A 20,620-nucleotide genomic window follows, 5' to 3' on the forward strand; every position below is an offset into this window, starting at 1 on the left:
ATCGGAAGAATGTTCAAGAAACTCACGATCACCGCGCTGACCGCCCTTACCCTGGGGGCGGGCAGTGCCCAGGCCGCCGGCGGTGGCGGGCATGTCACCGATTTCGACTTCCCGTTCGAAGGGCCGTTCGGCACCTACGACCAGGCGCAGCTGCAACGCGGTCTGCAGGTCTTTACCGAGATCTGCTCGGCCTGCCACGGCCTGGAACTGCTGCCGTTCCGCGCGCTGTCTGAACCCGGCGGGCCTGCCCTGTCGGAACAGGCGATGCGCGAGTACGCCGCCAGCTGGGAAGTGTTCGACGAAGAGATCGACGACTGGCGTCCCGCCAAGCCAGTGGATTATTTCCCGGCCGGGACCTATCCGGGCGCGCCCGACCTGACCGTGATGGCCAAGGCGCGTTCGGGCTTCCATGGGCCGAACGGCCTGGGCCTGAACCAGCTGTTCAAGGGTATCGGTGGCCCCGAGTACATCGCCACCTACCTGCTGAGCTTCAGCGACGAGACCAAGGAAGAGGCGGGGACCTTCTACTACTACAACGAGGTCTTCCCGGATAACTGGAGCGCCATGGCCCCGGCGATCTACGGCGACGACGTGGATTACGCGGACGGCACCGAAGCCACGGCCGAGCAGGTCGCGCAGGACGTGGCCGCCTTCCTGATGTGGTCGGCAGAGCCCAAGCTGATGCAGCGCAAGCAGGCCGGGTTCATCTCGATCGGTATCCTGCTGGCCCTGACGGTGCTGCTGTACTTCACCAACAAGCGTCTTTGGGCCCCCTACAAGCCCAAGAAAGAGATCTGACAGGTTCGCCTGATCGGACAGTGAAACGCGCCCCTCGGGGCGCGTTTTTCATTTGACGATCTTTCGATGAAAGATCGTGCCTCCGGCGGGGGTATTTTTGCCAAGAAGAAGGGGCCGGTCAGCCCAGATAGGCCCGCAGCGCCGGGGGCGGGTCGGCCAACAGCGTGCCGGTGTCGCGCGGGGGCGCCACCCGGCCCCCATCCACCAACGCGGTGTCCTGCGCGATGGCGCGCGCATCGCCGGGGTCGTGGGTGACCATCAGTACGGTTGCCCCGGTTTCGTCGGCCAGTTCCGCCACCAGGCGCAGCATATCGGCCTTCAGCGCGGGGCCGAGCGCGGCAAAGGGTTCATCCAGCAGCATCACCGGGCGGGCGCGCAACAGCATCCGCGCCAGCGCGACGCGGCTGCGTTGTCCACCCGACAGGGCGGCGGGTTTGCGGCGCTCCAGGTCTTGCAGGCCGACGCGGTGCAGCGCGGCGGAAACGGCCGCGTGCTGGTCGGCAGACAGGCGCAGGTCGGGCCGCAGGCCCAGCCCGACATTCTGGGCAACGCTGAGGTGCGGGAACAGGTTGTTGTCCTGGAACAGCACCGAAACCGGGCGCGCGGCCGGGGGCAGGGGGGTGATATCGGTGCCCTGCCACAGGATGCGGCCGCTGTCGGGCGCCAGGAACCCGGCCACCGTGTCGATCAGCGTGGATTTCCCCGCACCCGATGGCCCCAGCAGGGCCACGATCCGCCCGGCGGGGACGGTGAAATCGGCGCTCAGGGAAAAGTCGCCCTGCCGGATGGTCACCTTGTCAAAGCGCAGCATTCACCCGCCCCCCGCGATCGAAGATCCAGAACAGCCCGAGGCTGAGCACCAGCAGCAGCAGCGCGGCGCCGGCGGCCTGCTCCATCCGGTAGGCGCCCATCAGGGCATAGAGCTGCAAGGGCAGCGTGGCCTGATCGGGGTCGGCGAACAGCGCGATCACCCCCAGGTCGCCCATCGACAGCGCCGCCGCCAGCCCCAGCACGAACCCCAGGGGACGGCGCAGCCGGGGCAGGGTGACCAGCCGCAGCCGGGCCAGCCCGCGCAGGCCCAGGCTGTCGGCCAGGCGGCCATGGCTGCGGGCGGCCTCTGCCACGGCGGGGGTCAGGGCGCGCAGGGCAAATGGCAGGCTCATCGCGGCGTTGACCAGCGCGGTGACGGGCAGGGCCAGGGCCACCGGATTGGCGACGGGAAACAGCAGGATGAACAGCCCCGTGCCCATCACCAGCGGTGAGGCGGCGATCGCCAGCATGCCCGTCCCCTGCAGCGCCGCGCCGCGCGCCCCGCCCAGCCGTGTTGCGGCCAGCGCGATCGGCAGCGCCAGCCCCACGCACAGCACGGCAGAGGCCAGCGCAACCGCCACCGAGCGCCCGGCCGCCTGCCAGACCGCGGGCGGCAGATCGGCCAGGCCGGGCAGGCCGCGAACCACGACAAGCATCAGTGGCACCATCAGGAACCCGGCGGCCAGCGACAGGACGGCGGCGTCCTGCAGCCGCAAGACGCTGCTATCGGCATCCCAGCGGGCCAGGGGCCTGTCCAGCCCGCCGGAAAACCCCGTCGGCAGCGCCGCGCCCAGGGCCAGCAGCGCCGCCGCCGCGCACAGCCCGAACTGGACCAGCGACAGCAGCGCCGCGCGGCCCAGGTCGAATTCGAACCGAAAGGCGTGGTAGATCGCCAGTTCCACGGTCGTCGCGCGCGGCCCGCCGCCCAGCGTCAGAACAACGGCAAAGCTGGTGATGCAGATCAGGAAGGTTACCAGAAAGGCGCCCGGCAGCACCTCGCGCAGCATCGGGCGTTCCAGCCGCCGGGCCACATCGCCGGGGCCAAAGCCCAGGGCAGCGGCCAGCCGGAACCGTTCCGAGGGGATTGCCAGCCAGCCTTGCAGGATCAGCCGGGTCGCCATGGGCAGGTTGAAGAAGACGTGCGCCAGCACGACGCCGTGCAGCCCGTAGATGTTCACCGGCCCCAGCCCGAACGGGTCCAGCACGGCCGACAGCATCCCGTTGCGTCCGAACACCGCCAGCAGGCCCAGCACGCCCACGATCACCGGCAGGATCAAAGGGGCGCCCAGCAGCGTAATCAACAGGCCCCGCCCCGGAAACCGGCGCCGGGCCAGCGCGCGGGCCACGGGGATGGCCAGCAGGCAGCTCAGCCCCGCGGACAGCACCGCCTGGAGCAGCGAAAACCGGATCGCCGCCCAGTCGGCCGGGGACAGGCCGGTGCCGCCCTCGGCCCGCCAAGCAACCGCGCCCAGCGTGCCCAGGCTGAGCGCCAGCACCAGCGCCCCGGCGGCCAGCCCCAGCGGTAGGGCCGCCCCTAGCGGCTGAGCCCGTCGCGCCATTCGGCCAGTGCCGCGTCGCGGATTTGCGCGGCCTCCTGCGCGCTGTAGATCAGCGCGCGGTCGGGGGTAATCAGCGTGTCGAACCCGCCGGGCAACCCGCCCGCAGGCGTCACCGCCGGATACATCCAGTTGGTGGTGGGGATCACCGCCTGAAACGCGTCGCTCAGCATGAAGCGCAGGAAGGCGTCCGCCAGTTCTGGCTGATCGCTGGCGGCCAGCCGCCCGGCCACCTCGATCTGCATGTAATGCCCCTCGGCGAACGCGGCGGCGGCCTTGGTGTCGTCCTCTTCCGCGATCAGGTGATAGGCGGGCGAGGTGGTATAGGACAGGACCATGTCGGCCTCGCCATCCAGGAACAGGCCATAGGATTCCGACCAGCCCTTGGTGACGGTCAGCACATGGGGGGCCAGCCCCGCCCAGATGTCGGCCGCGTCTGCGCCATAGGCGGCCTTGACCCACAGCATCAGGCCCAGGCCGGGGGTGGAGGATCGCGGATCCTGGATCACCACCTTCAGGTCGTCGGGCGCGGCGATCAGGTCGGTGAAGCTGGCGGGCGGGGTTTCCAGCCGCGTCTTGTCATAGACAAAGGCGAAATAGCCCCAGTCATAGGGCAGAAAGGTGGGGTCGTCCCAGGCGACGGGCAGGTCGAAATCGGCGCTGATCCCGTGATCGGCGAACAGCCCGGTTTCACGGGCCGCCGCCGTCAGGTTCGTGTCCAGGCCCAGGACGATGTCGGCCTCGCTGCGCGAACCCTCCAGCTGCAGGCGCGACAGCAGCGCGGCGCCATCGCCAGCGCCCACGAATTTCAGATCGCAGTTGCAGGTTTCCTCGAACGCGGCCTCGATCTGCGGGCCGGGGCCCCAGTCGGCGACAAAGCTGTCATAGGTATAGACCGTCAGGACGGGCGTGTCGGCCAGCGCGGGCGCGGCACACAGGGCGGCTGCGGCGATGATGGGAAGTTTCATGGTCCTCCTCCTTTGCAGGGGCGGACGGGCAAGGGTGCGGGGATGTCCTGCGACCTTCCCTCCGCCGGTTCTAACCGGGTCAGGTTCGACGGGTTCGCGGGCCTGGCCCGCATCTCAGCCCTGTTCAGGGCACCCCGAGGTGACAGACACCCTAGCCCCGCGCCCCGGCACGGGCAAGGGAAAGCGCTTGAGGGGCATCCGCCCGCCCGCTATGCCAAGGCCAAAGGAGTGCACCCCATGAGCCTGAACACCTTCGGTCACCTGTTCCGCGTCACCACATGGGGCGAAAGCCACGGGCCCGCCCTGGGCGCCACGGTGGACGGTTGCCCGCCGGGGGTGCCCGTGGACGCGGGGCAGTTGCAGGAATGGCTGGACCGCCGCAAACCGGGGCAGAGCCGGTTCACCACCCAGCGGCAGGAACCCGATGCGGTGGAAATCCTGTCTGGCGTGTTCCAGGGGCAGACCACCGGCACGCCGATTCAGTTGATGATCCGCAACACCGACCAGCGGTCCAAGGATTACAGCGAGATCGCGGAAAAGTTCCGCCCCGGCCATGCCGACATCACCTACTGGCAGAAATACGGCATCCGCGACTATCGCGGGGGCGGGCGATCCTCGGCCCGTGAAACGGCGGCCCGGGTGGCCGCAGGGGGCGTGGCGCGCGCGGCCCTGGGACTGCTGGCGCCGGGAATTCAGATCACCGGCTACATGGTGCAGATCGGCCCGCATCGCATCGACCGGGCGCGTTTCGATTGGGATGAGATTGCGCGTAACCCGTTCTGGGTGCCCGATGCGCAGGCGGCGTCGGATTGGGCTACGTATCTGGACGGTCTGCGCAAATCGGGCGATTCCGTCGGCGCCGTGGTCGAGGTGGCCGCGCGCGGCGTGCCCGCCGGGCTGGGCGCCCCGATCTACGGCAAGCTGGACACCGACCTGGCCGCCGCGATGATGAGCATCAATGCCGTAAAGGGGGTGGAGATCGGCGAGGGGATGGCCGCAGCCACCCTGACCGGCAGCGAAAATGCTGACGAAATCACCATGGGCCCGGATGGGCCGGTCTATTCCTCCAACCACGCGGGCGGTATCCTGGGCGGCATTTCTACCGGGCAGGACGTTGTGGTCCGCTTCGCGGTAAAGCCGACCTCGTCCATTCTGACGCCACGCCGCACGATCACCAAATCGGGCGAGGATACGGAAATCGTCACCAAGGGCCGCCACGATCCCTGCGTCGGCATCCGCGCCGTGCCCGTGGCCGAGGCGATGGCCGCCTGCGTGATCCTGGACCATTGGCTGCTGCATCGCGGGCAGGTGGGGGAAAACAGGGGGCAGATCGGCTAACGAAGCTTCAACACCACGAAGGCCGCAAAGGCGCGGCGGTCGGACTTCGGCACCCTTTTGAAAGCGGCAATTGCCTCTTCCACACGCGCGATCAGAATTAACACCTCGCTACGTGTGAATTTCGAACAAGGATCGTAGTCAGCTCGATGCCGCGCATCCTGTGCCTCGATGAAAAGCGCTGCGAAATCTTCTACATCCTTTGGAAAACGCTTTATCTTCCCGTTCGTGCACTGGTTCTTGGCCTGCCTGTGTTCGATCGCACGGTAGGTCTGCAGCCATGCCGGTTGCGAGCGTGCCGCCTTGGTCGTGCCGATCAGCATGTCGGCCGCATTTCGGCACATGGCATGGAAGATGGCATAATATGCGGTACTGACCGCGCGTTTCAGATCGGCCTGTCTCGGCTTGCCGGTCCCACGTGCCAATCTGCGCGCGGTGGAAATCAGGTCGACCGGGTTCAGGCTGCGGCCCCTTCGAAGTCAGCCTTGGAAACGAAGCGCGTATAGGGAAAGCGATCCTCTCCCATATCGAACAGCCTTGTGCGAAGGTGCCGAGTAATACTGGACAGGCGCGAGGCGTCCAAGTCCTTGATATCCGCATCAAAGACAACGTTCACAAAGAAGACACGATCACCGTCGTGATCTTCGCCCTCTTCGACATCGACGCGCACGATGTTCACGCCCGCGAAACGCTTACGCACAACGTCCTCAATTGCGTTTTCGATGTCCGCCATCAGGTTCACCGCCATTACGTGGTTGTCTAGACGTTACTTTATGTGGCGGCAGTTGTGAATCCCTCAACGGCGCATCACCGCGCTGTGACATCCCGCGCCTGTTTCGACAACTGCACCGCCAGGATGCCGGCCATGATGATGGCGACGCCCGCCACGTCCCATGGTCCCAGCCGTTCGCCCAGCAGCAGCGCGGCGATGCCGACCCCGAAGAACGGGCTGAGGAAGTGGAAGGTTGCCGCGCGCACCGCGCCGATCCGGCGCACCAGCAGGAACCAGATCAGCGTGGCGATCAGGCCGGGGAAAAGGGTGGTATAGGCAAAGGCGGCGATCAGCTTGGCGCTCCACGTCACCTCCCACGCCTCGCCCGCGACCAGCGCGGCCAGCCCCAGGGCCGCGGCCCCCAGCAGCATCTGCAACCCCACGATCATCAGCACATTCCCGCCAGAGGATGCCCCGCGCACCGACAGCGTTGCCGCCGTCAGCGCAAAGACCGCGACGATGCACAGCACCAGCCCGTACAGGTCCACGCCGCCGGTGATGCGGGTGCCCATGATCAGCGCGACCCCGGCAAAACCCACCACCAGCCCCAGCACGCCCAGCGGGCGCACCCGTTCGCCCAGCACGATCCAGCCGAACAGGGCCACCAACAGCGGCATGGTGGACGCGATGATCGAGGCCATAGAGGCCTCCAGCGTCTGCATGGCGACGAAGTTCAGGCCCAGATACAGCCCGTTCTGGCTGATCCCGAAGATCGCCGTCGCGCGCCATTGTGCGCGGGTCAGCCGCCAGCTTTGCCCCAGAGCCAATGCGATGCCCACGCCCAGCAGGCCGGAAATCAGGAACCGCAGGGCCAGCGCGGTCAGCGGCGGGGCATCGGCCACGATGATCCGCGCCGAGGTAAAGGCCGAGGCCCAGATGAAGGCAAAGGCCAGCCCCATCGCCAGCGCGCGAAAATCCATGTGACCTCTCAAAGAAAAGGGCCGCCCCACGGCGACCCTAAAAGAATGCCGATCCTGACGGAAGGCTTAGCCGTTGACGCTGTCCTTCAGCGCCTTGGCGATGGTCATCTTGACCACCTTGTCGGCCTCTTTCTTGAACTGCTCGCCGGTGGCGGGGTTGCGCACCATACGCTCGGGGCGTTCGCGGCAGTAAATCTTGCCCACGCCCGGCAGGGTGACAGCGCCGCCGGCCGACACTTCGCGGGTGATGATGGCGGTGATCGCATCCAGCGCCGCGCCTGCGGCCTTCTTGTCGGCGCCCATTTCCTCGGCCAGGGCGGCGACCAGTTGCGTCTTGGTCATCGGTTTTGCCATATGTCCTCTCCTCGTTCGCGCCCAGTTCTGGGGCTTTATCGGACGGAGTAAACGTTATCTTGGGGGCACACACAACGATTTGTGGGCAAAAACGCGCGTTTTCCTAAGTTTTTGTGGCCAGATTCCCGCAATTTCCGCCGATGGCGGGCCGTCACAGGAACGCGGTTTCCTCGAAACTGCGCAGTTTCCGGCTGTGAATCCGTTCCAGCGGCATGTCGCGCAGCCGCTCCATCGCGCGGATGCCGATGGCCAGATGGCGTGCGACCTGCGTCTTGTAGAAGTCGCTGGCCATGCCCGGCAACTTCAACTCGCCATGCAGGGGCTTGTCAGACACGCACAACAGGGTGCCATAGGGCACGCGAAAGCGAAAGCCGTTGGCCGCGATGGTCGCGCTTTCCATGTCCAGCGCGATGGCGCGTGACTGGCTCAGGCGTTGCACCGGGCCGGATTGGTCGCGCAGTTCCCAGTTGCGGTTGTCGATGGTGGCCACCGTGCCCGTGCGCATGATGCGCTTCAGTTCGAACCCCTCCAGTTGGGTGGTTTCGGCCACGGCCTCGGCCAGGGCGACCTGGATTTCCGCCAGGGCCGGGATCGGCACCCAGACGGGCAGGTCGTCGTCCAGCACGTGATCCTCGCGCAGATAGGCGTGGGCCAGCACGAAATCGCCCAGCCGCTGGGAATTGCGCAGCCCCGCGCAGTGGCCGACCATCAGCCAGGCATGGGGGCGCAGCACCGCGATATGGTCCGTTGCGGTTTTCGCGTTCGACGGGCCGACGCCGATATTGACCAGGCTGATGCCCTGCCCGTCCGCGCGTTTCAGGTGATAGCTGGGCATCTGCGGCAGCTTGGCCGGTGCGGTCAGGGGGGCCTTGGGATCTGTGATCTCGACATCGCCGGGGCCGACCAGCATGGTATAGCCGCTGTTCGGGTCGGCCAGGGCGGCGCGGGCATAGCCCTCGAATTCTTCGACGTAGAACTGGTAGTTGGTGAACAGCACATGGTTCTGGAAATGCGCGGGGTCGGTCGCGGTGTAGTGCGCCAGCCGGGCCAGGGAATAATCCACCCGCTGCGCGGTAAAGGGGGCCAGCGGCCGCGGCGCGCCCTCTGGCAAGCTGAGCGTGCCGTTCATGATGTCATCGTTTGTGGCGCCCAGGTCGGGCACGTCGAACAGGTCGCGCAGGGGGATGTCCAGCGCGCCCTCTTGCGGCACGTTCAGCCCGCCGGCCCCGGCCACCGCGAAATGCAGCGGGATCGGCGTCTGGGACGGGCCGATCTGCACCGGCTGTCCGTGGTTTTCCACCAGCAGGCCGATCTGTTGGCGCAGGTAATTTGCAAACAGGTCGGGCCGCGTCACCGTGGCAGCATAGATACCCGGTTCGGCGACATGGCCAAAGCTGAGTCGGCTGTCCACCTGCGCGTGGGTCGCGGTGGCAAAGCGGACCTCTGGGTAAAAGGCGCGGAACCGGGCGCCGACCGGGCCACCGCGCAGGATGTCGGAAAAGCGGGTGCGCAGGAACTGGACGGAGGTGCGGTAAAGCTCTTCCAGGTGCTCCACCGCCGCGGCCGGGTCGGTAAAGGCCAACGGCTCGGGCAGGTCCGGTGTCTGGATGGGGCGGTGCTGGTCCGCGATCTGCATGCAAGGCTCCCTTCGCTGACGCGCCTTTCTAATGTGCGCTATCGGCCAATCGGTTCAAGACCGCACGGCGCATCTTGCACAACTGGACCGTGAGGGCGATCTAGGGGGCATGACACATGTTCTTCTTTCGATCGGCCATGGGTATTCCGCGCGCGCACTGGTTCGGCTGTTGGGGTCGGACTGGCGCGTGATCGGCACCACCCGCAGCGCCGAGAACGCCGCCCCCCTGCAAGCCGAGGGTGTGGAACCCATGATCTGGCCCGGCGGCGACCTGTCGCCCGCGCTGGAGCAGGCCACCCATGTCCTGAGTTCCGTTCCCCCCGGCCCGGAGGGCGATCCGGTGGTGGCCGCGCTTGGCCCGGCGCTGCGCGCCGCGCCCAACCTGCGTTGGGTCGGCTACCTGTCCACGACCGGGGTTTACGGCGATCATGCCGGTGGCTGGGTGTCAGAGGATACCCCCTGCACCCCGGGCACCGCGCGCGGCCATGCCCGTGTGGCGGCCGAACGAGCCTGGGCCGATCTGGGTCTGCCGCTGCACATCTTTCGCCTGGCGGGGATCTACGGGCCGGGCCGGGCGCCGTTTGACCGTATCCGCGATGGCAGCGCGCAGCGTGTGATCAAACCGGGGCAGGTGTTTTCCCGCATCCATGTGGATGACATCGCGCAGGTTCTGGCGGCCTCGATCGCGGCACCCAATCCCGGCGCGGTCTACAACCTGGGCGATGACTACCCCGCGCCGCCGCAGGACGTGACGGCCTTTGCCGCCGAATTGCTGGGCCTGCCCCTGCCGCCCGAGGTCGATTTCGATACGGCAGATCTGGGCCCGATGGCCCGCAGCTTTTATTCCGAGTCCAAGCGCGTGGCCAACGACCGCATCAAGCGAGAGTTGGGCGTGCGTCTGCGCCATCCCGATTACCGCGCGGGCCTGGCCGCGACACTGGCGGCCGAGGGCCGGGGCGATGGATGACCGGCCGGCAGCGCCCGAATCGCTGACGGTCAACGCGGTGCTGGACCGGCTGGTCGCCAGCATTCAGGGCGAGCGCGTCAGCGTGGCCGAAATCGTCGCCGGGCTTGGCGAACGGTCCTTTGCGCCGCTGTTGCTGCTGCCCGCGCTGATCCTGGTGTCGCCGGTTTCGTCGATCCCGGGCATGCCGACGATGGGGGCGCTGATCATGGCGCTGGTTTCCGCGCAGATGCTGGTGGGCCGTTCCAGCCTGTGGCTGCCCCGGCGGTTGGCGCGCCGCAGCATCGCGGCCGACCGGATGTGCCGCGCGGTCAAGTGGCTGCGCCGCCCCGCGGGCTGGATCGACCGGCATGTGCGCCCGCGCCTGGTTCACCTGGCGCGCCGCCCGCTCAGCCATGTTGCGCTGTTGACCTGCCTGGGTGTGACCCTGGTCATGCCGCTGATGGAATTCGTGCCAATGCTGGCCACGGTGGCGGCCACCGCGATCACGCTGTTCGCCATCGGGCTGATGACCCTGGACGGGGCCTATATCATTGCGGGCTACGCCTTTGTCGGGGTCGGCGTGGCGCTGGCGGGGGTGTTTTTCTAGGCCCGCTGCGCCGCCGCGCCTGCCTCGCCCAGCACGCTCAGAACTTTGGCCTCGATGTCCGGCGCGTTCAGGCCGGCGACCGTATACATGTCCGCCGGGCTGGCCTGGTCGATAAAGGTATCGGGCAGCACCATCGAACGGAATTTCAGCCCGTTGTCGAACGCGCCCTTTTCGGCCAGCAGGTGCGACACATGGCTGGCAAAGCCGCCGATCGCGCCCTCCTCTACGGTGATCAGGGCCTCATGCTCGCGGGCCAGGCGCAGGATCAACTCTTCGTCCAGCGGCTTGGCAAAGCGGGCATCGGCGATGGTGGGGGTGATGCCCTTGGCGGCCAGCATCTGGGCGGCCTCTTTCACCTCTTTCAGGCGCGCGCCGAAGTTCAGCAGCGCGACGCGGCTGCCCTCCTGGATCATGCGGCCCTTGCCGATTTCCAGCGGCACGCCCTTTTCGGGCAGCTCGACGCCCACGCCCTCGCCCCGCGGGAAGCGGAAGGAAATCGGCCCCTCGTCATGGGCGACGGCGGTGGCGACCATGTGGACCAGTTCCGCCTCATCGGCGGCGGCCATGACCACGAAACCGGGCAGGTTCGCCAGGAAGGCCACGTCGAAGGCGCCCGCATGGGTCGCGCCGTCCGCCCCCACCAGCCCGGCCCGGTCGATGGCGAACCGCACCGGCAGGCGCTGGATCGCCACGTCATGCACGATCTGGTCGTAGCCGCGTTGCAGGAAGGTGGAATAAATCGCGCAGAACGGTTTCTGCCCGCCCGCCGCCAGCCCGGCGGAAAAGGTCACGCCGTGCTGTTCGGCGATACCCACGTCAAAGGTGCGTTCGGGGAAGCGTTCGGCAAACAGGTTCAGTCCGGTGCCGTCCGGCATCGCGGCGGTGATGGCCACCACCTTGCGGTCGGCCTTGGCCTCGGCGGTCAGGGCGTTTGCGAAGACCTTGGTATAGGACGGCGCGTTGGCCGGGCTTTTCTTCTGCTCGCCGGTCACGATGTCGAATTTCGACACGCCGTGGCAACGGTCGGCGGCCGCCTCTGCGGGGGCATAGCCCTTGCCCTTTTGCGTGATCGTGTGGATCAGCATGGGCCCGGTGGCGCGGGTTTTCACCGTGCGCAGCACCGCCAGCAACTGGTCCATGTCGTGCCCGTCGATCGGGCCGACATAGGAAAAGCCCAGTTCCTCGAACAGGGTGCCGCCGACGGTGACGTGCTTGATCAGATCCTTGGCGCGCCGCGCCCCCTCCTGAAAGGGGGAGGGCAGGTGGCGCACTGCGCCCTTGGCCAGCGATTTGAATTCCTGGAACGGCGCGCCCGCATACAGGCGGTTCAGATAGCGCGACATGGCGCCGACCGGCGGCGCGATGGACATTTCGTTGTCGTTCAGGATGACGATCATCCGCGTGCCCAGGTGCCCGGCGTGGTTTAGCGCCTCGAACGCCATGCCGCCGGTCAGCGCCCCGTCGCCGATCACCGCGATGGCGTCGCCGACGCCCGCCTCGGGTGCGCTGCCCAATTCGCGCGAGACCGCATAGCCCAGGGCCGCCGAGATCGAGGTTGAGCTGTGCCCCGCCCCGAAGGCGTCGTATTCGCTTTCCTTGCGCTTGCAAAAGCCCGACAGCCCGTCCTTTTGACGGATGGTCAGCATCTGCTCGCGTCGCCCGGTCAGGATCTTGTGCGGATAGCACTGGTGGCTGACGTCCCAGATCAGCCGGTCGCGCGGGGTGTCGAACACCGCATGCAGCGCGACGGTCAGTTCCACCACGCCCAGACCCGCGCCCAGATGCCCGCCGGTCTGCGAGACCGAGGTCACCATATCCTGCCGGACCTCTTCGGCCAGTTGCGTCAACTCGGCATCGGACAGGCCCTTCAGGTCGGCCGGACTCGACACGCGGTCGAGCAGAGGGGTGGCGGGACGTTCGGTCAAGGTATTGCCCTCCTTGGGCGTTTCGCGCGTCTCAGACCTCTCGGGCAATAACGAAACGGGCCGCTTCCCGCAAGGCATCGGCCCGCGCGCCATAGGGGGCCAGCGCGTCCTCGGCCTCTGTGACCAGCGCCTTGGCGCGGGCCTTGGCGCCATCCAGCCCCAGCAGTGAAACAAAGGTCGCCTTGCCCGCATCGGCATCCTTTTGCACCCGCTTGCCGGTCTTGGCGGCGTCGCCCTCGACATCCAGGATGTCGTCGGCGATCTGAAAGGCCAGGCCCAACGCGGTGGCATAGGCGGACAGGGGCGCGATATCCTCTTGTGCCAGGCGCGCGCCGGCCTCTGCCGACCAGCGGATCAGCGCGCCGGTCTTGTTCGCCTGCAACTCGGTGATCTCGTCCAGGGTCAGGGGGCGGCCTGCGGTTTCGGCGGCGATATCCTGCGCCTGGCCCAGCACCATGCCGTCGATACCCGACGCCCGCGCCAGCGAGGCCACCAGATCCACCCGCACCGCCGGGTCGGGGTGGCAGGACGGATCGGCCAGCAGGTCAAAGGCCAGCGTCTGCAAGGCGTCGCCCGCCAGCACGGCGGTTGCGTCGTCCCATTTGATGTGCACGGTGGGCTGGCCCCGGCGCAGGTCGTCATCGTCCATGCAGGGCATGTCGTCATGCACCAGGCTGTAGGCGTGCAGCGCCTCGATCGCGGCGGCGGCATGAACGGATTGCTCGGGCGCAATGCCGTACAGCGCCGCGCTTTCGATCACCAGGAACCCGCGCAGCCGCTTGCCCCCGGACACTGCGTAGCGCATCGCGTGGGTCACGGGTTGGTCGGCGGCATCGGCCAGGGCGTCGGCAAGGCGGGTTTCGATCCGCGCGGCGGCGTCCTTCAGCTGGTCCTGAAACATGGGTCAGAGCCCCTCGACCGGCTTGGTGCCCGTGGGGGTGCCGTCGCCGTCCAGCGTGATCGCGGCGACCTTTTCCTCGGCGTCCTTCAGCTTTTTCTCGCAGTGCTTTTTCAGATCGGCTGCGTGTTGGGACAGGCTGATCGACTCTTCCAGCGGCACGTCGCCCCGTTCCAGCGCGTTTACGGCGGCCTCCAGCGCGGCCATGGCCTCTTCGAAACTCATCTCGGCAACCGGCTTGTCGGTCATGCGCCACGCTCCATCAGAACACCCACATGCGCCGCGGCACTCGCGGCCAGCGCATCCAGATCATATCCACCCTCCAGTGTCGAGACCATGCGCCCGCCGCAATGGGCGTCGGCGATGTCGCACAGCCGCTCTGTGATCCATACGAAATCGGCCTCTCTCAGGTGCAGTTGCGCCAGCGGATCTGCGGTATGCGCATCGAACCCGGCGGACACCAGCAGCAGGTCCGGCGCAAAGGCATCCAGTCGGGGCAGCACCTTGGATTCGAACTCTGCCCGGACGCGCGCGCCATCGGAATGGGGCGGCAGGGGCACGTTCAGAACGTTGTCATGGGCGCCTTTTTCCTCCGGCGCGCCGGTAAAGGGCCATAGCGGCATCTGGTGGCTGGACACGAACAGCGCGCGCGGCTCCTCCCACAGCACATCCTGCGTGCCGTTGCCGTGGTGCACGTCGAAATCCATCACCGCGACGCGGGACAGGCCGTGATGGTCCAACGCGTATTTCGCGGCGATGGCGACCGTGGAGAACAGGCAGAACCCCATCGCCCGGTTGTGTTCCGCGTGATGGCCCGGCGGACGCACGGCGGCAAAGGCGTTCTGTGCCTGGCCCCCCAGCACCATATCGACGGCGCGCAAGGCGCCCCCAAGCGCGCGAAACGCTGCGTCCAGCGACCCGGGTGAAACATGCGTATCGGCGTCCAGCGCAACGGTGCCCTCGGCGGGGATCTCGGCGCGCAGGATGTCCATGTAGATCTGCGGATGGGCGCGCAGCACAGCCGCCGCATCGGCCAACGGCGCCTCTTCGCGCAGCAACAGGGCAAAGCGTTCGGCGGTCAGCGCCTCGGTGACGGCTTGCAGCCGTTCGGGGCGTTCGGGATGGCCGGGCGGCGTGCGATGGGCCAGGCAGTCTGGGTGGGTCAGCAGCGCGGTGGTCATGGGCAAACGCTAGGGGCCATATGCCCGTGCGGCAAGGTTAATCCGGGGCCAGCATGTAGCCCGCCCCACGCACGGTTTGCAGATAGCGTGGCTGTTTTGGGTCGGCCTCCAGCTTGCGGCGCAGGCGGGTGATCTGCACGTCCACCGCGCGTTCCTGGGCCTGCCCGTCATCGCGGCCCAACTCCTCGACCAGGCGGGTGCGGGTGATGACCTCGCCGGGGTGGGCGGCAAAGATGCGCATCAATTGCGCCTCGGTTGCGGTCAGGCGCACGCGGTCCTCGCCGGCCCACAACTCGCCCCGGCCCACGTCATAGCGCAGGGGGCCCAGGTGCAGCACCTTGGGCAGGTCGGCGGCCTGTTGTTCGGGTGGCATCCGCCGCAGGATCGCGTTGATCCGCAGCAGCAATTCCTTCGGCTCGAAGGGTTTCGGCAGGTAGTCGTCGGCCCCGGCCTCCAGCCCCGCGATGCGGTCAGAGGTTTCGCCGCGCGCGGTCAGCAGCAGGATCGGCGTGGCAATCGTGGGGCGCAGGGCGCGTGTCAGGGAAATCCCGTCCTCACCCGGCATCATCACGTCCAGAACGATCATGTCAAAGTCCAGCCCGGCCAGCAGGCGCCGCGCGTGGGCGGCATCCCGCGCCGCGCTGACCAGAAAACCGTGGCGCACCAGGAATTTGCGCAACAGCTCGCGGATGCGGGCGTCGTCATCCACGATCAGCAGGTGAATTTCGGCGCTGGCGGTCATGCGCCGCCGTCCGACAGGCGGTTGAAGTGCCGACGAATGTCGGGGTCCATCATCGCCTCCAGCACCTGGCGGAAGCCGGCCACCGCCTCTGGCCCGGCGGCGCGGTAGGCGGCGCGCATGCGCTCGCGCTGTGCGTCGGACAGTTGCCGTTCCAGCTCTGACCCGGTTTCGGTCAGATAAAGGTGGCGTTCGCGCTTGTCCTGGGTGCCGACCCGGCTTTCGACCAGGCCGTCGGTGATGAGGGTGCGCAATACCCTGTTCAGCGATTGTTTCGTGACGCCGAGGATCGACAGCAGGTTGTTTACGGTGGTGCCCGGCGCGCGATGAATGAAATGCAACGTGCGGTGATGGGCGCGGCCATAGCCGTGCTCCTCCAGGATGCGGTCCGGGTCGGCGGTGAAGCCGCGATAGGCAAAGAACATCGCCTCGATCCCGCGACGCAATTGTTCGTCGGTGAGGTACAGAAGGCTGCGCCCTGTCTTCGGTGTCGGTCGCGTCCCCTCGGCCATCAAATTTCCCCCCAAATCACTGTCTTGCTCAATTCCGGGAATCTTATGTCAGCGTTGTTGACTTTCCAAGACTCAACTGTTAGCGATCCATGAATTTGGCGCAACATTATGTCCACATCGGACCTAAAATGCGCAACATTCAGAAATTTGACCCATTTGGGCGCAGAAGAAAGGACCACCGGCATGGCAGGCTACGACGACCGCGACGGCTTCATCTGGATGGACGGGGAATTGGTGCCCTGGCGCGAGGCCAACGTGCATATCCTGACCCACGCGATGCACTATGCCTCGTCCGTGTTCGAGGGCGAGCGGGCCTATAACGGCAAGATCTTCAAGTCGGTCGAGCATTCCGAGCGGCTGAAGCGATCGGCCAACATGATCGACTTTGAGATCCCCTATACGGTCGAGCAGATCGAAGCCGCGAAATACGAAGTGATGAAGGCCAACAACCTGTCGGATGCCTATGTGCGCCCCGTGGCCTGGCGCGGCGCGGGCCAGGATATGGGCGTGGCCTCGGCCCGCAACCCGGTGCGCCTGGCCATCGCGGTGTGGGAATGGGGCGCCTATTACGGCGACGCCAAGATGAAGGGCGCCAAGCTGGACATTTCCAAGTGGAAACGCCCCAGCCCCGAAACCGTCCCCAGCCACGCCAAGGCGGCGGGTCTGTACATGATCTGCACGATGTCGAAACACGCGGCCGAGGCCAAGGGATGTTCGGATGCGATGATGTTCGACTATCGCGGCTACGTGGCCGAGGCGACGGGGGCCAACATCTTCTTCGTCAAGGATGGCGAGGTGCACACGCCGCTGCCGGATTGCTTCCTCAACGGGATCACGCGGCAGACGGTTATCGGCATGTTGCAGGACCGCGGCGTGACCGTGCATGAACGCCATATCGAGCCGGGCGAACTGGAAGGGTTCGAACAGTGCTGGCTGACCGGCACCGCAGCCGAAGTGACGCCCGTTGGCCAGATCGGGACCTATAGTTTCGAGGTGGGCGCCCTGACCCGCGAGATGGCCGAAGCCTACGAAAAGCTGGTGCGGGAATAACCCTCAGCCCTGCGGTGTCGTGCCCTGCCGGGCGCGGCCCCGTTCCAGGCCCAACTGCCGTTCGCGCCAGATTATCAACGCACCGGCCGCGATCACCAGCCCGGCGCCGGACAGCATCACCGGCGTCGGCACTTCGTCGAAGAAGAGATAGCCCACCGCCAGCGCCAGCAGCATAGAGGCATAGTCGAAGGGCGCGACGACCGCCGCCTCGGCATGGCGATAGGCCGAGGTCAGGCAGATCTGCGCCAGCCCGCCCACGATCCCGGTCAGAACCAGCAGGATCGCCGTGGGGCCATCGGGCCAGGTCCAGCCAAAGGGCAGGGTCGCCAGCGACAGCAACGACGCGGTGACGGAAAACCAGAACACGATTGCCTCTGTCCGTTCGCGCTGCACCAGCTTGCGCACGAAAACCTGCGCCAGCGCCGCGCAACTGGCGCCCGCCAGCATGACCACGGGGCCCAATGCCTCGCGCGCCTCAACCTCGCCGCCGCCCAGGGCACCCAAGCGGGGGCTGAGCACGATCAGAACCCCCGCCAGCCCCAGTGCCACCGCCGCCAGGCGGAACAGGCGCACCTGTTCGCCCAGGAACATCGCGGCGAACACCACCACCAGCAGGGGCGTTGCATAGCTGATCGCCGTCACCTCGGGCAGGGGCAGCAGGCCCAGGGCGGCAAACATCAGCCCCATCGCCGTTGTGCCCACCACGCCGCGCCACACATGGCCCATCGGGTCGGCGGTGCGCAGCCCGGCGGTCACGTCGCCCTGCCAGACCAGCCAGACCAGGATCACCGGCATGGCGAAAAACGACCGAAAGAACACCGCCTGCCCGGGCGGCACGGTATCGGCGGTGGTCTTGATCAGTGCCGACATCGCCACGAACAGCGTGACGGCGGCAAGCTTGAAGGCGATGGCGCGGGCGGGATTCATGGGATGGCCTTTCCCACCCCTGATACGCCGGGCGGGGCGGCACGGAAAGGGGCGTCAGGCGCGGCGCAATCGGTCTACCGCCCAGCGGGCGGCATCGGCCACCGTTGCATCGGGATCGTCCACCAGCGCCTGCACGGCGGGCAGCAACGCGGCGTCGCCGGAATTGCCGATGGCATAGCAGACATTGCGCACGAAACGGTCGCGCCCGATCCGCTTGATCGGCGAGCCAGAGAACCGCGCGCGGAATCCTGCATCGTCCAGCGCGGCCAGTTCGGCCAGTGGGGGCGCGATCAGGTCGGGGCGGGCGGCATATTTGGCCTCGGTCGCGGCGACGGCGTATTTGTTCCACGGGCAGGCGCCCAGGCAATCGTCGCAGCCATAGATGCGGTTGCCCAGGGCGGCGCGCAGGTCCGGGTCCACGGGGCCCTTATGCTCGATCGTCAGGTAGGAAATGCAGCGCCGCGCATCCAGTTGAAAGGGCGCGGGAAAGGCCCCGGTCGGGCAGGCATCCAGGCAGGCGGTGCAACTGCCGCAATGTTCACCCTCGGGCGGGTCGGGGGGCAGATCAACGGTGGTAAAGATCAGCCCCAGAAAGAACCAGTTGCCCAGATCGCGGCCCAGCAGGTTGGTATGCTTGCCCTGCCAGCCCAGCCCGCCAGCCTGCGCCAGGGGCTTTTCCATCACCGGGGCGGTGTCCACGAAAACCTTGATCTCATGCCCCGGCGCCTGGTCCAGGAACCAGCGGCCCACACGCTTCAGCCGTTTCTTCAGCACATCGTGGTAATCGCGGTGCTGCGCATAGACGGAAACCGCCCCGCAATCGGGCCGGTCCAGCACTGCCAGCGGGTCGTGGTCCTGGGTATAGGGTTCGGCAAAGGTGAGGATGCTGCGCGCCGCGGGCCACAGGGCCGCGGGGTTGCCGCGCCATTCCATCCGCCGTTCCATCCAGTCCATCTGCCCGTGCCGCCCCTGGCCCACGAAACTGGCCAGCCGGGCAGGGGCCTGTGGGATCGCATCGGGGCGGCAGACACCCATTCGGGCCAACCCCTCGGCGCGGGCCATCTGGCCAAGGCGATCTTTCAGCGCGGCGGTCAAAAATCCAGATTCGCGTAATGGGGCGGCGGCGGAAAGCCGGGCACCTGGTCGGCCAGGATGTTCCGAAAGGCCGGGCGCGATTTTATCTTGGCGTACCAGTCCTTGACGTTGGCATTCCGCGTCCAGTCCACATCGGCGATGTAGTCCAGGCTGGACAGGTGCGCCGCGGCGGCGAAATCGGCCAGGGTCATCGCGTCGCCCGCCAGCCAGCGCCGCTGATCCAGCAGCCAGCCCATGTAGTCCAGGTGATACTTGCTGGCGCGCAGCCCGGCCTTGACGTTGCGGCTGTCGGGATAGCCCTGGCCGGTGATCTTCTTGTTGACCCGCTCATACAGCAGGTTCGCGGTCACCTCGGTATGGAACTTGTCGTCGAACCAGCCGATCAGCCGGCGCACCTCGTAGCGTTCGGCAGGGGTGGCGGGCATCAGGCGGGGTTCGGGATTGGTTTCCTCGATATATTCGCAGATGGCGTGGCTTTCGGCCATGGTGCGCCCGTCCATGCGCAGGACCGGCACCTTGCCCGCGGGGTTGCGGCGCAGGAAATCGCTGTCGCGTTCCCAATAGCGTTCCTCGACCAGCTCGACCTCGATCTTCTTTTCGGCCAGCACCAGCCGGACCTTGCGGCAAAAGGGCGACAGCGGAACATGGTAGAGACGGTTCATCGACATTTCCCGGGGATTGGTCAGGCCCCCGTCTTGCCGTGCAAGGGGGCGTTTTTCAACCGTCGAAACAGGCGGCGCGGCCATCGGCCCGGATCGTGGCCGCCCCGTCGCGCACCAGCCGCGCGCGGCGTTCCAGCGCCGGGGTCAGGCGGGCGGCATCGCGATCCTTGGGGTCGGGCAGGACAACGGCCAGCGCGGCGGCCTGCGCGGCGGTCAGCTTGGCCGGGGTGGTGCGGAAGTAGTGATAGGCCGCCGCATCGATGCCGAACACGCCCTCATCGAACTCGGCCACATTCAGGTAGATTTCCAGGATGCGCCGCTTGGTCCAGGCGATTTCCACCAGCGGGGTCAGCACTGCCTCCAGCGCCTTGCGGGGCCAGCTGCGCCCCTGCCACAGGTAGACGTTCTTGACCGTCTGCTGGGTGATGGTTGACGCGCCAAAGCGCCCCTCGGCGGCGATGGCGGCGCGGATGGCCGCCATGTCAAAGCCCCAGTGCAAACAGAAATTGGCATCCTCGGCGGCCACGACGGCACGGCGCATCACGGGGGCCACGTTCTCGATCGGGACCCACTCGCGATCTACGCTGCCCAGGCGGTGCCGTTCGGACCAGATCGTATAGGTGATCGGCGGGTTCAGCACCGTGGGGGCCAGCAACGCGAACAGCACCAGCGCCCCCAGCCCCAGCAGCACCCGCCGGCGGAACCGGCGCCACTTGCGCCCCAGCCATTCGCGCAGCGACGGCGGGCGGCCGCGCCGGGATTGGGCGGCGGGCTTTTTCACGGCCGGTTTGCGCGTCTTGCGCGGGGTGGGGGTCTTGCGTTTCGCCATGGGCGCGGTTTAGCGCGGCGTGGGCCGCTTGGCTATCGGGGGCGGAAACGGCAGGGGCCGCGCAATGACGCGGCCCCCGGTTCGGTGTTGTGGCGGTCGG

23 protein-coding genes and 1 riboswitch are annotated in these 20,620 nt (G+C 67.2%); of the genes, 5 read left to right on the forward strand and 18 right to left on the reverse strand.

What is annotated here, in order from left to right; translation table 11 throughout:
• Positions 1 to 9 precede the first annotated feature (9 nt).
• Positions 10 to 798, forward strand: a complete 789-nt coding sequence (locus tag EV656_RS03260; protein WP_132599380.1) for a cytochrome c1 — start codon at positions 10 to 12, stop codon at positions 796 to 798.
• Positions 799 to 916: 118 nt separating this feature from the next.
• Here EV656_RS03260 and EV656_RS03265 read toward each other — a convergent pair whose 3' ends face one another.
• The 3 genes from EV656_RS03265 to thiB are packed head-to-tail and all read right to left on the reverse strand — an operon-like array spanning position 917 to position 4,132.
• Positions 917 to 1,609, reverse strand: coding sequence for a thiamine ABC transporter ATP-binding protein (locus EV656_RS03265; protein ID WP_132599382.1), 693 nt, complete (start codon positions 1,607 to 1,609; stop codon positions 917 to 919).
• Positions 1,596 to 3,167, reverse strand: a complete 1,572-nt coding sequence (locus EV656_RS03270) for a thiamine/thiamine pyrophosphate ABC transporter permease ThiP (protein ID WP_132599384.1) — start codon at positions 3,165 to 3,167, stop codon at positions 1,596 to 1,598. The genes EV656_RS03265 and EV656_RS03270 overlap by 14 nt, the downstream gene beginning before the upstream one ends.
• Positions 3,143 to 4,132: a thiamine ABC transporter substrate binding subunit gene (gene thiB / locus EV656_RS03275; RefSeq protein WP_132599386.1), complete on the reverse strand. Its 990-nt coding sequence runs from the start codon at positions 4,130 to 4,132 to the stop codon at positions 3,143 to 3,145. Before thiB ends, EV656_RS03270 begins: the two co-directional genes overlap by 25 nt.
• Positions 4,133 to 4,171: 39 nt before the next feature.
• A riboswitch (TPP riboswitch) is annotated at positions 4,172 to 4,279 on the reverse strand.
• 90 nt (positions 4,280 to 4,369) lie between these two features.
• Here thiB and aroC point away from each other — a divergent pair.
• Entirely contained in the window at positions 4,370 to 5,470 is a 1,101-nt protein-coding gene (aroC, locus tag EV656_RS03280; RefSeq protein WP_132599388.1) for a chorismate synthase, read from the forward strand.
• Here the strand turns inward: aroC and EV656_RS03285 are convergent.
• The 5 genes from EV656_RS03285 to EV656_RS03305 form a co-directional block, all read right to left on the reverse strand.
• Positions 5,467 to 5,892: a hypothetical protein gene (locus tag EV656_RS03285; protein WP_200276572.1), complete on the reverse strand. Its 426-nt coding sequence runs from the start codon at positions 5,890 to 5,892 to the stop codon at positions 5,467 to 5,469. The two genes, aroC and EV656_RS03285, sit on opposite strands and share 4 nt — an antisense overlap.
• A gap of 32 nt (positions 5,893 to 5,924) precedes the next feature.
• Positions 5,925 to 6,215: a hypothetical protein gene (locus EV656_RS03290; protein ID WP_132599392.1), complete on the reverse strand. Its 291-nt coding sequence runs from the start codon at positions 6,213 to 6,215 to the stop codon at positions 5,925 to 5,927.
• Positions 6,216 to 6,274: 59 nt separating this feature from the next.
• The gene (locus EV656_RS03295; protein ID WP_132599394.1) at positions 6,275 to 7,159 is read right to left on the reverse strand and encodes a DMT family transporter; all 885 of its coding nucleotides are present in this window, start codon (positions 7,157 to 7,159) and stop codon (positions 6,275 to 6,277) included.
• Between the two features lie 66 nt (positions 7,160 to 7,225).
• Positions 7,226 to 7,513 carry an HU family DNA-binding protein gene (locus tag EV656_RS03300; RefSeq protein WP_132599396.1) on the reverse strand — a complete coding sequence of 96 codons (288 nt, stop codon included), beginning with the start codon at positions 7,511 to 7,513 and terminating at the stop codon, positions 7,226 to 7,228.
• Between the two features lie 151 nt (positions 7,514 to 7,664).
• Positions 7,665 to 9,143 carry an AMP nucleosidase gene (locus EV656_RS03305; RefSeq protein ID WP_132599504.1) on the reverse strand — a complete coding sequence of 493 codons (1,479 nt, stop codon included), beginning with the start codon at positions 9,141 to 9,143 and terminating at the stop codon, positions 7,665 to 7,667.
• 115 nt (positions 9,144 to 9,258) lie between these two features.
• Here EV656_RS03305 and EV656_RS03310 point away from each other — a divergent pair, with 115 nt between their 5' ends.
• Together EV656_RS03310 and EV656_RS03315 are read left to right on the forward strand one after the other, a co-directional pair.
• Positions 9,259 to 10,116 carry an SDR family oxidoreductase gene (locus tag EV656_RS03310; protein WP_132599398.1) on the forward strand — a complete coding sequence of 286 codons (858 nt, stop codon included), beginning with the start codon at positions 9,259 to 9,261 and terminating at the stop codon, positions 10,114 to 10,116.
• Positions 10,109 to 10,702 (forward strand): exopolysaccharide biosynthesis protein, encoded by a 594-nt coding sequence (locus tag EV656_RS03315; RefSeq protein WP_132599400.1) that lies wholly within the window; start codon positions 10,109 to 10,111, stop codon positions 10,700 to 10,702. The genes EV656_RS03310 and EV656_RS03315 overlap by 8 nt, the downstream gene beginning before the upstream one ends.
• On the opposite strand, the gene dxs is transcribed toward EV656_RS03315, so the two are convergent.
• The 6 genes from dxs to EV656_RS03345 are packed head-to-tail and all read right to left on the reverse strand — an operon-like array spanning position 10,699 to position 15,957.
• On the reverse strand, positions 10,699 to 12,627 hold the full coding sequence (dxs, locus tag EV656_RS03320; protein WP_132599402.1) for a 1-deoxy-D-xylulose-5-phosphate synthase: 1,929 nt from the start codon (positions 12,625 to 12,627) through the stop codon (positions 10,699 to 10,701). The two genes, EV656_RS03315 and dxs, sit on opposite strands and share 4 nt — an antisense overlap.
• Positions 12,628 to 12,658: 31 nt before the next feature.
• A complete protein-coding gene (locus tag EV656_RS03325; protein WP_132599404.1) occupies positions 12,659 to 13,528 on the reverse strand; it encodes a polyprenyl synthetase family protein in 870 nt (289 codons plus the stop codon).
• A gap of 3 nt (positions 13,529 to 13,531) precedes the next feature.
• Positions 13,532 to 13,774 carry an exodeoxyribonuclease VII small subunit gene (locus EV656_RS03330; protein ID WP_132599406.1) on the reverse strand — a complete coding sequence of 81 codons (243 nt, stop codon included), beginning with the start codon at positions 13,772 to 13,774 and terminating at the stop codon, positions 13,532 to 13,534.
• Positions 13,771 to 14,706 carry a histone deacetylase family protein gene (locus EV656_RS03335; protein WP_132599408.1) on the reverse strand — a complete coding sequence of 312 codons (936 nt, stop codon included), beginning with the start codon at positions 14,704 to 14,706 and terminating at the stop codon, positions 13,771 to 13,773. The genes EV656_RS03330 and EV656_RS03335 overlap by 4 nt, the downstream gene beginning before the upstream one ends.
• A 37-nt stretch (positions 14,707 to 14,743) precedes the next feature.
• A complete protein-coding gene (locus EV656_RS03340; protein WP_132599410.1) occupies positions 14,744 to 15,448 on the reverse strand; it encodes a response regulator in 705 nt (234 codons plus the stop codon).
• Positions 15,445 to 15,957 carry a MarR family winged helix-turn-helix transcriptional regulator gene (locus tag EV656_RS03345; RefSeq protein WP_132599412.1) on the reverse strand — a complete coding sequence of 171 codons (513 nt, stop codon included), beginning with the start codon at positions 15,955 to 15,957 and terminating at the stop codon, positions 15,445 to 15,447. Before EV656_RS03345 ends, EV656_RS03340 begins: the two co-directional genes overlap by 4 nt.
• 183 nt (positions 15,958 to 16,140) lie before the next feature.
• On the opposite strand from EV656_RS03345, the gene EV656_RS03350 reads away from it, so the two are divergent.
• Positions 16,141 to 17,007 (forward strand): branched-chain amino acid aminotransferase, encoded by an 867-nt coding sequence (locus EV656_RS03350; protein ID WP_132599414.1) that lies wholly within the window; start codon positions 16,141 to 16,143, stop codon positions 17,005 to 17,007.
• 3 nt (positions 17,008 to 17,010) lie between these two features.
• Here the strand turns inward: EV656_RS03350 and EV656_RS03355 are convergent, their stop codons facing one another.
• The 4 genes from EV656_RS03355 to mtgA are packed head-to-tail and all read right to left on the reverse strand — an operon-like array spanning position 17,011 to position 20,520.
• Positions 17,011 to 17,934 carry a DMT family transporter gene (locus tag EV656_RS03355; RefSeq protein ID WP_132599416.1) on the reverse strand — a complete coding sequence of 308 codons (924 nt, stop codon included), beginning with the start codon at positions 17,932 to 17,934 and terminating at the stop codon, positions 17,011 to 17,013.
• 54 nt (positions 17,935 to 17,988) lie between these two features.
• On the reverse strand, positions 17,989 to 18,996 hold the full coding sequence (queG, locus tag EV656_RS03360) for a tRNA epoxyqueuosine(34) reductase QueG (RefSeq protein WP_132599417.1): 1,008 nt from the start codon (positions 18,994 to 18,996) through the stop codon (positions 17,989 to 17,991).
• 29 nt (positions 18,997 to 19,025) lie between these two features.
• Entirely contained in the window at positions 19,026 to 19,691 is a 666-nt protein-coding gene (gene fzlA, locus EV656_RS03365; protein WP_132599419.1) for an FtsZ-binding protein FzlA, read from the reverse strand.
• 55 nt (positions 19,692 to 19,746) lie between these two features.
• Complete coding sequence (gene mtgA, locus EV656_RS03370) at positions 19,747 to 20,520, reverse strand: monofunctional biosynthetic peptidoglycan transglycosylase (RefSeq protein ID WP_132599421.1); 774 nt, start codon at positions 20,518 to 20,520, stop codon at positions 19,747 to 19,749.
• Positions 20,521 to 20,620: the final 100 nt, after the last annotated feature.

Origin of the sequence: Rhodovulum adriaticum, assembly GCF_004345735.1 — a bacterium.
Taxonomy (GTDB): Bacteria; Pseudomonadota; Alphaproteobacteria; order Rhodobacterales; family Rhodobacteraceae; genus Rhodovulum; species Rhodovulum adriaticum.

What these genes read in the sequence shown, in the direction of transcription:
- EV656_RS03260 (WP_132599380.1), top strand. Translation starts at nt 10, where the DNA reads ATGTTCAAGAAACTCACGATCACCGCGCTGACCGCCCTTACCCTGGGG.
- EV656_RS03265 (WP_132599382.1), bottom strand. Translation starts at nt 1,609, where the DNA reads ATGCTGCGCTTTGACAAGGTGACCATCCGGCAGGGCGACTTTTCCCTG.
- EV656_RS03270 (WP_132599384.1), bottom strand. Translation starts at nt 3,167, where the DNA reads ATGGCGCGACGGGCTCAGCCGCTAGGGGCGGCCCTACCGCTGGGGCTG.
- thiB (WP_132599386.1), bottom strand. Translation starts at nt 4,132, where the DNA reads ATGAAACTTCCCATCATCGCCGCAGCCGCCCTGTGTGCCGCGCCCGCG.
- aroC (WP_132599388.1), top strand. Translation starts at nt 4,370, where the DNA reads ATGAGCCTGAACACCTTCGGTCACCTGTTCCGCGTCACCACATGGGGC.
- EV656_RS03290 (WP_132599392.1), bottom strand. Translation starts at nt 6,215, where the DNA reads ATGGCGGTGAACCTGATGGCGGACATCGAAAACGCAATTGAGGACGTT.
- EV656_RS03295 (WP_132599394.1), bottom strand. Translation starts at nt 7,159, where the DNA reads ATGGATTTTCGCGCGCTGGCGATGGGGCTGGCCTTTGCCTTCATCTGG.
- EV656_RS03300 (WP_132599396.1), bottom strand. Translation starts at nt 7,513, where the DNA reads ATGGCAAAACCGATGACCAAGACGCAACTGGTCGCCGCCCTGGCCGAG.
- EV656_RS03310 (WP_132599398.1), top strand. Translation starts at nt 9,259, where the DNA reads ATGACACATGTTCTTCTTTCGATCGGCCATGGGTATTCCGCGCGCGCA.
- EV656_RS03315 (WP_132599400.1), top strand. Translation starts at nt 10,109, where the DNA reads ATGGATGACCGGCCGGCAGCGCCCGAATCGCTGACGGTCAACGCGGTG.
- EV656_RS03325 (WP_132599404.1), bottom strand. Translation starts at nt 13,528, where the DNA reads ATGTTTCAGGACCAGCTGAAGGACGCCGCCGCGCGGATCGAAACCCGC.
- EV656_RS03330 (WP_132599406.1), bottom strand. Translation starts at nt 13,774, where the DNA reads ATGACCGACAAGCCGGTTGCCGAGATGAGTTTCGAAGAGGCCATGGCC.
- EV656_RS03335 (WP_132599408.1), bottom strand. Translation starts at nt 14,706, where the DNA reads ATGACCACCGCGCTGCTGACCCACCCAGACTGCCTGGCCCATCGCACG.
- EV656_RS03340 (WP_132599410.1), bottom strand. Translation starts at nt 15,448, where the DNA reads ATGACCGCCAGCGCCGAAATTCACCTGCTGATCGTGGATGACGACGCC.
- EV656_RS03345 (WP_132599412.1), bottom strand. Translation starts at nt 15,957, where the DNA reads ATGGCCGAGGGGACGCGACCGACACCGAAGACAGGGCGCAGCCTTCTG.
- EV656_RS03350 (WP_132599414.1), top strand. Translation starts at nt 16,141, where the DNA reads ATGGCAGGCTACGACGACCGCGACGGCTTCATCTGGATGGACGGGGAA.
- EV656_RS03355 (WP_132599416.1), bottom strand. Translation starts at nt 17,934, where the DNA reads ATGAATCCCGCCCGCGCCATCGCCTTCAAGCTTGCCGCCGTCACGCTG.
- queG (WP_132599417.1), bottom strand. Translation starts at nt 18,996, where the DNA reads ATGGCCCGCGCCGAGGGGTTGGCCCGAATGGGTGTCTGCCGCCCCGAT.
- fzlA (WP_132599419.1), bottom strand. Translation starts at nt 19,691, where the DNA reads ATGAACCGTCTCTACCATGTTCCGCTGTCGCCCTTTTGCCGCAAGGTC.
- mtgA (WP_132599421.1), bottom strand. Translation starts at nt 20,520, where the DNA reads ATGGCGAAACGCAAGACCCCCACCCCGCGCAAGACGCGCAAACCGGCC.